Below are 12,684 nucleotides of genomic sequence, written 5' to 3' on the forward strand. Positions count from 1 at the left end.
CGCCGGCCGCGGCCGCCCCGCGCGCCTCACCGCGGCCGTCCCGCGTCACCCCGCGACCGCCCGCGCGGAAGCGCGCCCGCGGTCCGCGGGCGAGAATCGGCGCATGGCGAACCTTCCGGGCACCACCGCCGAGGCGTCCCCCGGCGGCGGGGAGAGCACCGTCACGGTGATCGTCGCCGCCGCGGCCAACCTGGGCATCGCCCTCGCCAAGGCGGTGGCCGGGGCGATCAGCGGATCGAGCGCGATGCTCTCCGAGGCCGCCCACTCGGTGGCCGACACCGTCACCGAACTGCTGCTGCTCACCGCGCTGCGGCGCAGCGAGAAGCCGGCCGACGAGGCCCACCCCCTGGGCCACGGGCCGGAGCGCTACATCTGGGCGCTGCTGGCCGCCGTCGCCACCTTCGTCGGCGGGGCCGTGTTCTCCCTCTACGACGGCGTCCACACCCTGGTGAAGGGCGAGGACCTGGGAGATCCGCTGATCTCCTACATCGTGCTGGCGGTCGCGTTCGTGCTGGAGGGGATCTCGCTGCGCACCGGCCTGCGGCAGACCCGGGCCGAGGCGCGGCGGTACGGGGCGACCTTCGGGCGGTACCTGCGCCGCACCCCGGACACCGCGGTCAAGGCCGTGGTCATGGAGGACACCGCCGCCCTCGTCGGACTGACGCTGGCGGCGCTCGGCCTGCTGGGCGGGCAGCTCACCGGGTCCGGGGTGTGGGACGGCGTGGCCTCGCTGCTGATCGGCGTGCTGCTGCTGTACGTCGCCTGGGTGCTGGGGCGTTCCAACGCCGAGCTGCTGGTGGGCCGCCCGCTGCCGGCCGCCGTCCGGGACGGCATCCGCGCCGAGCTGCGGGCGGTGCCGCACATCGAGGAGGTCCTGGAACTCACCACGCTGCTCCAGGGGCCGCGGGAGGCGCTGGTCGCCGCCAAGGTCGACTTCCGGGACGTCTCCACCGCCGCCGAGGTCGAGTGGGCCTGCGAGACGGCCGAACGGCGGCTGCGGGAGGCGTTCCCGGTGATCAGCCGGGTGTACCTGGACCCGACGCCCGCGCGCGGAGGAAGCCCGGGTCAGCCCTCGTAGAGGCCCGCCTCGCTCAACAGGTAGGCGGTCATCGGGTCGTAGTACCGGGGGCTGTGGACATGGTCGTCGAGCGGCACGGCCACCTGGAGCGTGCCCTCCGCCTCGGCCACGAACAGCGCGGGGTCGTTGCAGTCCGCGTAGCCCACCGCGTCCACGCCGTGCTGGGCCGCCGCCCCCGCCCAGCCGTGGTCGGCGACCACCAGGTCGGGCAGCGGGCGGCCGTCCTCGGCCAGCGCGAAGAGGATCGCCCGCATCGGGTCGCCCGAGTGGGTGTGCCAGAGGCTGGCGCCGCGCTCCACCACCGCCACGTCGGCGAACTGGACCACCCGGCCCTCCACGGTGCCCAGGTCCTCCGGGACCACCACGATCTCGCAGCCCGCCGCGCGCAGGGCCGCCGCCGTGGCCCGGTGGACGTCCAGCAGCCCCCCAGGGTGCCCGGTGGCCAGCAGCACCCGCTGCCCGTCCTCCGCCGCCTTCCGCAGCCGGGCCGCCATCCGCTCCAGCCCGGCGACGGTCAGCTCCGGGTCGATGGTGTCCTGCCCGGCCCGGTGCGCCGGGTCGTCGTCCACCCCCACCCGCTCCGCCATCACGGCCAGCACGTCCTGCTCGTCGGCCCAGCGGTCGCCGAACTCCAGACCGAACCAGTAGTAGCGGTCCCCGTTGGCGAGGGCGCGGTAGTGGGACAGGTTGTTCTCACGCGGAGTGGCGACGTCCCCCGCGATGCGGGTGCGCACGAGGTGCTCGATCAGCTCGTCACGACTGGGTGTGGGGGTCCCTGGTATCGGCATGTCACCCATTCTGATGGACCCCGCCCCCGGCGTCCTGGTGATTGTCCACAGGTCTCGAACCCACGTCCGAAACCTGTGCCGCCGCCTCCACCCGTCAGGGCGCCGGCCCGTCCGGGCCCTCCGCGAACCGCTCCTCCCCGCGCGGCGGACGCCTCCGGCCGGACGCCTCCGGCCGGGCGGTGCGGCCGCCCGGTCACGCCGCCGACGCGGGCGGACACGGCCGATTGTTGCGGAGGGATGAAATCCGCTCCGGCGGTGGTTGGTGCCTGGAGGAAGATCAGGACCGGCGGAGGGCACCCCGAGTGACGGAGCGGCAACAGGAGAACGGCGGGCCCGGCTGGGCGCGCCGGCTGGGGGCGTACGCCTGGCGGCACCCCAAGGACGTGGTACTCGCCCTGGGTTCCTCACTGGCCGGCATGGCGGTCATGGCGCTGATCCCGCTGATCACCAAGGTGATCATCGACGACGTGATCGGCGACCGCACCCGGGAGATGGCCACCTGGGCGGGCCTGCTCGTCGCCGCCGCGTTCGTCGTCTACGTGATGACGTACATCCGCCGTTACTACGGCGGACGCCTCGCCCTGGACGTGCAGCACGACCTGCGCACCGACATGTACCGCACCATCACCCGCCTCGACGGCCGCCGCCAGGACGAACTGTCCACCGGCCAGGTGGTCGGGCGGGCGACCAGCGACCTCCAGCTGATCCAGGGCCTGCTCTTCATGCTGCCCATGACGATCGGCAACATCCTGCTCTTCCTGATCTCCCTGGGCGTGATGGCCGCCCTCTCCCTCCCGCTGACCGCCGTCGCGGTCGCGGTCGCCCCCGCCCTGTGGTGGATCGCCCGCCGCAGCCGCGCCAGGCTGCACCCGGCCACCTGGTACGCCCAGGCCCAGGCCGCCGCGGTGGCCGGCGTGGTCGACGGGGCCGTCACCGGCGTCCGCGTGGTCAAGGGCTTCGGCCAGGAGGACCAGGAGACCGGCAAGCTCCGCACCGTCGGCCGCCGCCTCTTCGCCGGGCGGCTGCGCACCATCAAGCTCAACGCCACGTACACCCCCGCCCTCCAGGCCGTGCCCGCGCTCGGGCAGGTCGCCATGCTGGCCGCCGGCGGCTGGCTCGCGGTGGAGGGCCACATCACCCTCGGCACCTTCGTCGCCTTCTCCGCCTACCTGGCCCAGCTGGTCTCCCCGGTCCGCATGCTCGCCATGGTGCTCACCGTCGGCCAGCAGGCCCGGGCCGGCACCGAGCGCGTGCTGGAACTGATCGACACCGAGCCGTCCTTCGAGGACGGCGCCACCGCGCTGCCCGCCGACGCGCCCGCCACCGTCGAGTTCGAGGACGTCTCCTTCGCCTACCACGACACCCGCCCCGTCCTGGACGGGCTGTCGTTCACCATCCGGCCGGGCGAGACCCTCGCCGTGGTCGGCACCTCCGGCTCCGGCAAGTCCACGGTCTCGCTGCTGCTGCCCCGCTTCTACGACGTCACCGGCGGCCGGGTCCGGATCGGCGGCCACGACGTGCGCGAGCTGACCCTCGAGTCGCTGCGCGCGGCGATCGGGCTGGTCCCCGAGGACTCCTTCCTCTTCTCCGAGTCGGTCCGCGACAACATCGCCTACGGCCGCCCCGGGGCGACGGACGAGGAGATCGAACGGGCCGCGCGCGCCGCCCAGGCCCACGACTTCATCACCGCGCTCCCCGACGGCTACGCCACCAAGGTCGGCGAGCACGGCCTCACCCTCTCCGGCGGCCAGCGCCAGCGCGTCGCGCTCGCCCGCGCCATCCTCACCGACCCGCGCCTGCTGGTCCTCGACGACGCCACCTCCGCCGTCGACGCCCGCGTCGAGCACGAGATCCACGAGGCGCTGCGCCACGTCATGGAGGGCCGGACGACCCTGCTGATCGCCCACCGCCGCTCCACCCTCAACCTCGCCGACCGGATCGCCGTCCTCGACGCCGGCCGCCTCGTCGACGTCGGCACCCACGACGAGCTCACCGAACGCTGCGCCCTCTACCGCGGCCTGCTCACCGACCCCGACGAGCTCGGCGGCGTCTCCCCGGGCCACGTCCGGACGGCCGCGGAGGAGGCGGACGAGGACACCACCGTCCGCGACGAACTGGACGCCGAGTTCGACGCCGAGCGCGGCGTCACCCCCCGCCTGTGGACCGGCGACCGCGAGCCCCGCGACGCCGCACTGGAGGGCATGCCCGCCACGCCGGACCTGCTGGCCAAGGTGGACGCCCTGCCCCCGGCCACCGACACCCCCGACGTGGACGAGGAGCGCGCCGTCCGGCCGGAGGAGGAGTACAACCTCCGCCGCCTGCTGCGCGGCTTCGGCGCCCCGCTGGCCGTCAGCCTGCTGCTGGTCGCGATCGACGCCGGCACCGGCCTGCTGCTCCCCGTGCTGATCCGCAACGGCATCGACGACGGCGTCCAGCGGGCCGCGCTCGGCGGCGTCTGGGCGGCGTCGCTGATCGCGCTCGCCGTGGTGCTCGCCCAGTGGGCGGCGCAGGTCGGCGAGATGCGGATGACCGGCCGCACCGGCGAGCGGGTCCTCTACGCGCTCCGGCTCAAGATCTTCTCCCAGCTCCAGCGGCTCGGCCTGGACTACTACGAGCGCGAGCTCACCGGCCGCATCATGACCCGGATGACGACGGACGTCGACGCGCTGGCGACCTTCCTGCAGACCGGCCTGGTCACCGCGTTCGTCTCGGTGGTCACCTTCTTCGGCATCATGGGCGCCCTGCTGGTGATCGACGTCGAACTGGCGCTGGTCGTCTTCGCGACGCTGCCGCCGCTGGTCGTCTCCACCTACTTCTTCCGCCGCGCCAGTGTGAAGGCGTACGAGCTGGCCCGCGAGCGGGTCTCCACGGTCAACGCCGACCTCCAGGAATCGGTCGCCGGGCTGCGCATCCTCCAGGCGTTCGGCCGGGAGCGCTCCGGCGGCGAGCGGTTCACCGCCCGTAGCGACCTGTACCGGCGGGCGCGGATCCGCGGACAGTGGCTGATCTCGGTGTACTTCCCCTTCGTGCAGTTCCTCGCCACGGTCGCCTCGGCGGCGGTGCTGTGGGTGGGCGCCGGGCGAATCGCCGCGGGCACGCTGACGGCGGGCGCGCTGGTCGCCTACCTGCTCTACATCGACCTGTTCTTCGCCCCGGTCCAGCAGCTCTCCCAGGTCTTCGACGGCTACCAGCAGGCCGCGGTCTCGCTGGGACGCGTCCAGGAACTGCTGCGCGAGCCGACCTCCACCGAGGAGGCGGAGAAGCCGGTGCCGGTGCGGGAGCTGCGGGGCGAGATCGTCTTCGACGACGTCCACTTCGCGTACGGCGGCGACGGCGAGGGCGACGGCGGGAACGCCCTGACCGGGATCGGCCTGCGCATCCCCGCGGGGCAGACGGTGGCGTTCGTGGGCGAGACCGGCGCCGGCAAGTCCACGCTGGTGAAACTGGTCGCCCGGTACTACGACCCGACCTCCGGGCGGGTCACCGTCGACGGCCACGACCTGCGGGAGCTGGACCTCACGGGGTACCGGCGGCGGCTGGGCGTCGTGCCGCAGGAGGCGTACCTCTTCCCCGGCACGGTGCGGGACGCCATCGCCTACGGGCGGCCGGACGCCACCGACGCCGAGGTCGAGGCGGCCGCGCGGGCGGTCGGCGCGCACGAGATGATCGCCACGCTGGAGGGCGGCTACCTGCACGAGGTCGCCGAGCGGGGACGGAACCTGTCCGCGGGACAGCGGCAGCTGATCGCGCTCGCGCGGGCGGAACTGGTCGACCCGGACGTGCTGCTGCTCGACGAGGCCACGGCGGCGCTCGACCTCGCCACGGAGGCGGCGGTCAACGCGGCCACCGAGAAGCTGGCCGGACGGCGGACCACGCTGGTCGTCGCGCACCGGCTGACGACCGCGGCGCGGGCGGACCGGGTGATCGTCATGGACCACGGCCGCGTCGCCGAGGACGGCACCCACGACGACCTCCTCGCCCGCGGCGGCCGCTACACCACCCTCTGGCAGACCTTCATCGGCACCCCCGAACCCGCCGCCGACCGCCGCTGACCCCGCCCGCGCCGGGCGGCGCCCTCTCCACGCGGCGTGCGGACGGCCGGGTCCCCCCGCACGCCGCGTGCGGGGCGGGCGCCCCTGCCGCCGGAGCGGCGGGCCCCCCCTGCCGCCGGAGCGGCGGGCCCCCGCGGCCCGGCCCGGCCCGGTCCGCTTCGTCCGCGAGCCGCGCCCTGCGGCGGCGGGCACCCGCGGGCGGCCCGGCCGCTCACCGGTGAGGGGGTGTCAGGGAGGGGCGGGTGGCGGGGAAGTGCGGTGTACGGCCCTGGTGGTGCGCGGGTGGCACGGGTAGGTTCGGGCCACCTATGTCTCCAGGGGAGGGTGCATGCGCAAGGCGCTCAGAGGAGCGATGGCACTCGGTGTGCTGATGGGCACGCTGGGCACGGCGGGGACGGCCACCGCCGTCCAGTCCGGAGCCGTCGACACCACCACGGCGACCGCCCGGGTCGCGGCGGCCGAGGCGGACGTACTGGACCGGCTTCTCGCGATACCCGGGATGAGCCTGATCCAGGAGAAGCCGTACACCGGCTACCGCTTCTTCGTGCTCAACTACACCCAGCCGGTGGACCACCGCGACCCGTCCCGGGGAACGTTCCAGCAGCGCATCACGGTGCTGCACAAGGACGTCTCCCGCCCGACGGTCTTCCACACCAGTGGTTACGGCGTCTCCACCAACCCGAGCCGCCGCGAGCCCACCCAGATCATCGACGGCAACCAGGTCTCCATGGAGTACCGGTTCTTCACGCCGTCCCGGCCGGACCCGGCCGACTGGTCGGACCTGGACATCTGGCAGGCCGCCAGCGACCAGCACCGCATCTACCAGGCCCTCAAGCCGCTCTACGGCGAGAACTGGCTGTCCACCGGCGGTTCGAAGGGCGGCATGACCGCCACCTACTACGAGCGGTTCTACCCGCGCGACATGGACGGCGTGGTCGCCTACGTCGCCCCCAACGACGTGGTGAACAAGGAGGACTCGGCCTACGACGACTTCTTCGCCACCGTCGGCACCAAGGAGTGCCGCGACCGCCTCAACGGCGTGCAGCGCGAGGCCCTGGTCCGCCGTGACGCGCTGATGGAGCGCTACGCCGCCGCGGCGGCCGAGAACGGCTGGACCTTCGGGACCATCGGCTCCATGGACCACGCCTACGAGGCCGTGGTGCTCGACTACGTGTGGGGCTTCTGGCAGTACAGCACCCTCGCCGACTGCGAGTCGATCCCCGCGGACGCGGCGAACGCCACGGACGAGGAGATCTGGAACTCGGTCGACACGATCGCCGGGTTCTCCTCCTACACGGACCAGGGCCTGTCCGGGTACACGCCGTACTACTACCAGGCCGGCACCCAGCTGGGCGCGCCCACCATCACCTTCCCGCACATCGAGGACGGGCTGATCCGCTACGGCTACCAGCCGCCGCGGAACTTCGTGCCGCGCTCCATCCCGATGCGGTTCCAGCCGTCGGCGATGCGCGACGTGGACAACTGGGTGCGCCGGAACGCCCGTCAGATGCTCTTCGTCTACGGCGAGAACGACCCGTGGGGCGCCGAGCCGTTCCACCTGGGCAAGGGCGCGAAGGACTCCTACGTGCTGACCGCGCCGGGGATGAACCACGGCGCCAACGTGGCCGGTCTGGTGCCCGGGGAGAAGGCGCTCGCCACGGCCCGCATCCTCACGTGGGCCGGGGTCGCGTCCGCCGCCGTCGAGGCGGACCCCTCGAAGGCCAAGCCGCTGGCGAAGTTCGACGCCAAGCTGGACAAGCGGGACGTCGAGCGGGAGCCCACCCTGCGCCCGTGACCTGACGGGGAGAGCGCCACCGGCCGCGCCGTGCGGGGAGGGCCCCGCACGGCGCGGCCGTCGCGTCCTCGGAACTCGCGCGGCCCCCGGCGACGGCGGGCGCAGGCCGCGTGCGGCCGATGACGGCCGGGCCGGTACGCCGGGCCGTCACCTCGTGCGGGTGCCCCGGGACGGTCAGTACGTCAGGCCGTGCCCGATCGGGAAGAGCACCTCCGCCGGTGCGTCGGCCCGCTGCACCGGCACCGGCAGCCGGCCGGTCGGCGAGACCTTCCCGGCGATGACCCGGGCCGCCGCCCGCACCTCCGTGTCGGTCCACGAGTACGAGGCCACCACCGCCCGCGCCCCGGGCAGGTGCGCCACGTCGTACGGGTTGCGCACCGCCAGCACGACCACCGGCTTCCCCGTCTCCAGCAGGCGCTGCACCAGCGTCTTCTGGCTGCTGCTCGCCGTCACGTTGTAGGTGGCGACGACCACCGCGTCCGCGTCGGCGGCCGCCGTGACCGCCCCCGCGACGGCGGTGGCGGTGGGCGCGGTACCGGTGGTGCGGGCGGTGGTGGTGAACCCGGACTCGGCCAGCGCGGCGGCGATCACCTTGGTGGTGGGGCCGTCGGAGAGCGAGGGGGAGGCCGGGTCGGGGCCGACCACCAGCACCCTGCGGTGGCTCAGCCGGTTCAGCGGGAGCAGGCCGCCCTCGTTGACCAGCAGCGTGGTGGTGTTGTCGGCGATCCGGTCGGCGGCCTTGTGGTGCGCCCTCGTGCCCACCGCCTCGTCGACGCCCTCGTGGGTGACGTAGGGGTCGGTGAAGAGGCCGAGCTTCGCCTTCAGGCGGAGGATCCGCAGGATCGATTCCTCCAGCCGCGCCTCGGTCAGCTCGCCGGTGCGGACGGCGTCGAGCACCGCGTTCCACGAGACGTCGATGTCCGGCGGGTTGAGGAGCTGGTCGACGCCGGCCTGGACCGCCATCACCGCCACCCGCGCGTCGCCGTACTTGGTCCGCACGCCCTGCATGCCGAGGGAGTCGGTGACCACCACGCCGTCGTAACCGAGCTCCCCGCGGAGGATGCCGGTGAGGATCGGCCGGGACAGGGTGGCCGGATCGCCCGACGGGTCCAGGGCGGGCACCATGAGGTGGGCCGTCATGATCGAGTCGATCCCGGCCCGGATCGCCGCCCTGAACGGCGGGGCGTCCAGCTCCTCCCACTGCTCACGGCTGTGGGTGATGATCGGGAAGCCGTAGTGGCTGTCGACGGCGGTGTCGCCGTGGCCGGGGAAGTGCTTGGCGGTGGCCGCCACCCCGGAGTTCTGGTAACCGACCACCTCGGCGGCGGCCAGCCTGGCCGCGGCCCGCGGATCGGCGCCCAGCGAGCGCACGCCGATCACCGGGTTGGCCGGGTTGACGTTCACGTCGCAGACGGTGGAGTAGTTCTGCCGGATGCCCAGCGCCGCCAGTTCCTTGCCCGCGACCCGCCCCAGCGCCTTGGCGTCGGCCTTGGAACCGCTCGCCCCCAGCGCCATGGCGCCGGGCAGCAGGGTGGCCGGCTTCCCGACCCGGGCCACGATGCCGTGCTCCTGGTCGGTGGCGATCAGCACCGGCAGCCCGCGCGGAAGGCCGAGGGAGGCCTTCTGGATGCCGTTGGACAGGTCGGCGATCTGGTGGGGATCGCGCGTGTTGTGCGCCCAGGCGAAGTAGATGATGCCGCCCAGGCGGTACTTCTCGATCAGTTCGGCGGCGGTGCGGACGCCGATCTCCTTGAGGTTGGCGTCGATGTCCGCCTGGTCCGGGGCGGTCGCCGAGTGGCCGTAGACCCGCATCACGAAGAGCTGGCCGACCTTCTCCTCCAGCGTCATCCTGGAGACGAGCGACCGCAGGTGCTCGTCGTCCACCGGCGCGGGGCCGTCCGCGGCGAGGGCGGGGGAGCCGGCCGCCAGCGCCGCGGTGACACCGGCGGTGGCGGCGAGAACGGTACGTCTGGAGGGCCGAGCGGTGTTTCCCGAGGCGGTGCTGTCCGAAAGCCCCGTGCTGGAGTAGCGCACGTGCGCCCCTTCCTTGGTGAAGGAAACTGCCGAGAGGTCACGAATATCGGGGAAGTTTCTTTCGGTCAAGGGTTGTGGCGGCGCCGCGCGGGCCCGCCGGGGAACGGTCCGGCCGGGGCCCGGCGGGTGTTCGACGGATGCCGGGGGCGCGCCCGGGGGCGCCCCCGGGCGCGGGGGAGGCCCGGTGGGCCGTCACCGGCGCCCTGGAGGGGGTGGCGCCGGTGACGGCCGGGCTGCCGGCCGCGGGCGGAGGGGAAAGGGGGAACCGGCCCCCACAGGTGGCCGGTCGACCGCTCCGCGGTGACTCGTCCGGCAGTACGGCCCTTGGACGCGGCGCCCCGCCTCACGGTTCCCCCACGACGGCCCCCCACCGCGCCCGCAGGGTCCGGACGGCCTCCGTCACGGCCGGACGCCGGGCCGCCTCCTCCCGCCACACCGCGTACAGCCGGCGTACCGGCACCGGCTCCATCGGCACCGTCACCACGCCCTCGGGCAGCGGGCCGCGGCCCAGCCGGGGGATCACCGCCACCCCCAGCCCGGCCGCCACCAGGGCGACCAGGGTGGGATTCTCGTCGGCGGTGTGCACCACCCGCGGCTCGTGCCCGGCCGCCCGCATGGTCCGCACCAGCCAGTCGTGGCAGACCCGCCCCGGCGGCTGGCAGACCCACGGCTCCCCCGCCAGCTCCTCCCGCCGCACCCGGGCGCGGCCGGCCAGCCGGTGGCCCCGGGGCACCATCAGGTCGCTCAGGTCCTCCCCGATCCGCTGCCGGGCCAGACCGGGCGGCAAGGTCATCGGGGCGACGTCCCAGTCGTGGGTCACCGCCATGTCGACGGCGCCCTTGGCCACCATCCCCACCGACAGGTGCGGGTCGACCTCGCCGAGCCGCACGTCCAGCGCCGCGTGCCGGGACGCCAGCTCGGCCAGCACGCCCGGCATCAGCCCGCGCGCCGCCGAGGGGAAGGCGGCGACCGTCAGCCGTCCCGAGGGCTCCCCGCGCCGCTCCTCCAGTTCCGCCTCCGCGCGCTCCACCAGCCCCAGCAGCTCGCGCGCCGTCCCGGCGAGCCTGCGGGCGTCCTCGGTCAGCCGCACCCCGCGGCCGTGCCGTTCCAGCAGGACCGTGCGGGTCTCCCGCTCCAGCTTGGCGATCTGCTGGGAGACGGCCGAGGGGGTGTAACCCAGCGAGGCCGCCGCCGCGTTGACGGTGCCGTGCACGGCGACCGCGTGCAGGGCGCGCAGTCGTTGCAGATCGAGCATGTCCGGCCCTCCCGGGGAGTCGTCCGGCGGCGACCGTTCAGCATCGCTACATCCGCCGGTGCAGCAATCATCGCTGGTGCTGCACGGTGGCGGCAGCGGATCCTCGGGTCATGCGACCTACTCACCTCCTGCTGGCCGTGTGCGTCGCGGCGACCTGGGGCGTCAACTTCGTGGTGATCGAGATCGGCCTCGGCCACTTCCCGCCCCTGCTCCTGTCCGCGCTGCGGTTCCTCCTCGCCGCGCTGCCGGCCGTGTTCCTGGTGGGCCGGCCGAAGGTGGCGTGGAAGTGGATCGTGGGCGTCGGACTCGCGCTGGGCGTGGCCAAGTTCGGCCTGGTCTTCGTCGGCATGGACCAGGGCATGCCCGCCGGACTGACCTCGCTGGTCCTGCAGGTCCAGGCCGTCTTCACCGCCCTGATCGCCTGCGCGGTGCTGGGCGAGCGCCTGACCGGACCGCGGGTGGCGGGCATGGCGGTCGCGGCGGCCGGCATCGTGGTGGCGGCCGTGGACGAGGGGACCGGCGGACCGCTGCACGCCTTCGCCCTGGTGGTCCTCGGCGGGGCCTGCTGGGGCGTCTCCAACGTCCTCACCCGCAAGGCGTCGCCGCCGGACGCGCTCAACTTCATGGTCTGGGTGAGCACCGTGCCGGTGCTGCCGCTGCTGGCCCTCTCGCTGCTCACCGAGGGCGCCGACCGGGATCTGGCGGCCCTGCGCGGCCTGGACTGGCAGGGCGTGGGAGTGCTCCTCTTCATCGCCTGGGTCAGCACCGTGTTCGGCTTCGGCGCCTGGGGCTGGCTGATCCGGCGCCACCCGGCGTCCACGGTCGCCCCGTTCTCGCTGCTGGTCCCCGTCTTCGGCATGGCCTCCGCCTGGCTGCTGCTGGACGAGGCGGTCAGCCCGCCGCGGTGGGCCGCCGCGGCCCTGCTGGTGACGGGCGTCGCCATGACCTCCCTCGCCCGCCCGGGCGGAAACCGGGTCGTCGCGGGAGCGGGCGGTGGGGCAGACTCCGCCGCGGACGCCCCGACGACGAAGGAGGCCCTGGATGGGATTCCGGCTGACCGCCCCGCCGCTGGAGGGCTCGCTGGTGCGGCTGGAGCCGCTGCGTCCGCGCCACGCGGCTGACCTGGCCGCCGCCGCGGAGGAGGACCGGTCCTCCTACGCCTACACCTGGGTGCCCCGGGCGGACGAGGTCCCCGCGTACATCGCCACCCGGTGCGGGCGCGCCGAGGAGGGGACGGTCGCTCCCTACGCGCAGGTCTCCCGGGCCACCGGGCGCGCGGTCGGCTGCACCTCCTTCTGCACGCCGCGCGCCTGGCGCTCGCCCGGGAGGCTGGACGCCGTCGAGGTGGGGTGGACCTGGCTGGGCGGCTCGGCGCAGGGCACCGGGATCAACACCGAGGCCAAGCTGCTGCTGTTCCGGCAGGCCTTCGAGGGCTGGGGCGTGAGCCGGGTGGACCTGATGACCGACGCCCGCAACACCCGGTCGCGCGCGGCGATGGAGCGGGTGAGGGCCCGCCCGGAGGGCGTGCTGCGCGGCTGGGGCGTCTCCCGGGTCGCCGGGGAGGAGGGCCGGCTGCGGGACACGGCGGTGCACGCGGTCCTCGCGGACGACTGGGCGGGGGTCCGGGAGAAGCTGGAAAAAATCTTGGCGGACCGTACAACCCTCTCCCCACCTCGCCGGTC

At 74.2% G+C, this 12,684-nt stretch carries 8 protein-coding genes; 5 read left to right on the top strand and 3 right to left on the bottom strand.

Going from position 1 to position 12,684, the window contains the following annotated elements:
- Positions 1 to 103 precede the first annotated feature (103 nt).
- Positions 104 to 1,078 (top strand): cation diffusion facilitator family transporter, encoded by a 975-nt coding sequence (locus A2U95_RS13925; protein WP_166022416.1) that lies wholly within the window; start codon positions 104 to 106, stop codon positions 1,076 to 1,078.
- Here the strand turns inward: A2U95_RS13925 and A2U95_RS13930 are convergent.
- Positions 1,066 to 1,866, bottom strand: coding sequence for a phosphatase (locus A2U95_RS13930; RefSeq protein ID WP_166022417.1), 801 nt, complete (start codon positions 1,864 to 1,866; stop codon positions 1,066 to 1,068). The genes A2U95_RS13925 and A2U95_RS13930 overlap by 13 nt on opposite strands.
- 302 nt (positions 1,867 to 2,168) lie before the next feature.
- On the opposite strand from A2U95_RS13930, the gene A2U95_RS13935 reads away from it, so the two are divergent.
- Both A2U95_RS13935 and A2U95_RS13940 read left to right on the top strand, forming a co-directional pair.
- Positions 2,169 to 5,918, top strand: a complete 3,750-nt coding sequence (locus A2U95_RS13935) for an ABC transporter ATP-binding protein (protein ID WP_166022418.1) — start codon at positions 2,169 to 2,171, stop codon at positions 5,916 to 5,918.
- Between the two features lie 328 nt (positions 5,919 to 6,246).
- Positions 6,247 to 7,713 (top strand): alpha/beta hydrolase family protein, encoded by a 1,467-nt coding sequence (locus tag A2U95_RS13940; protein WP_166022419.1) that lies wholly within the window; start codon positions 6,247 to 6,249, stop codon positions 7,711 to 7,713.
- A gap of 174 nt (positions 7,714 to 7,887) precedes the next feature.
- Here A2U95_RS13940 and A2U95_RS13945 read toward each other — a convergent pair whose 3' ends face one another.
- Together A2U95_RS13945 and A2U95_RS13950 are read right to left on the bottom strand one after the other, a co-directional pair.
- Positions 7,888 to 9,747 (bottom strand): glycoside hydrolase family 3 protein, encoded by a 1,860-nt coding sequence (locus A2U95_RS13945; RefSeq protein WP_240957318.1) that lies wholly within the window; start codon positions 9,745 to 9,747, stop codon positions 7,888 to 7,890.
- A 343-nt stretch (positions 9,748 to 10,090) separates the two neighbouring features.
- Positions 10,091 to 11,002, bottom strand: a complete 912-nt coding sequence (locus A2U95_RS13950) for a LysR family transcriptional regulator (RefSeq protein ID WP_166022422.1) — start codon at positions 11,000 to 11,002, stop codon at positions 10,091 to 10,093.
- 110 nt (positions 11,003 to 11,112) lie between these two features.
- Between A2U95_RS13950 and A2U95_RS13955 the strand changes: the two genes are divergently transcribed.
- On the top strand, positions 11,113 to 12,123 hold the full coding sequence (locus tag A2U95_RS13955; protein WP_166022424.1) for an EamA family transporter: 1,011 nt from the start codon (positions 11,113 to 11,115) through the stop codon (positions 12,121 to 12,123).
- On the top strand, positions 12,044 to 12,684 hold a 641-nt coding region (locus A2U95_RS13960; protein WP_166022426.1), incomplete at its 3' end, for a GNAT family N-acetyltransferase. The genes A2U95_RS13955 and A2U95_RS13960, both read left to right, overlap by 80 nt.

It is taken from the genome of Streptomyces chilikensis, assembly GCF_001642695.1.
Taxonomy (GTDB): domain Bacteria; phylum Actinomycetota; class Actinomycetes; order Streptomycetales; family Streptomycetaceae; genus Streptomyces; species Streptomyces chilikensis.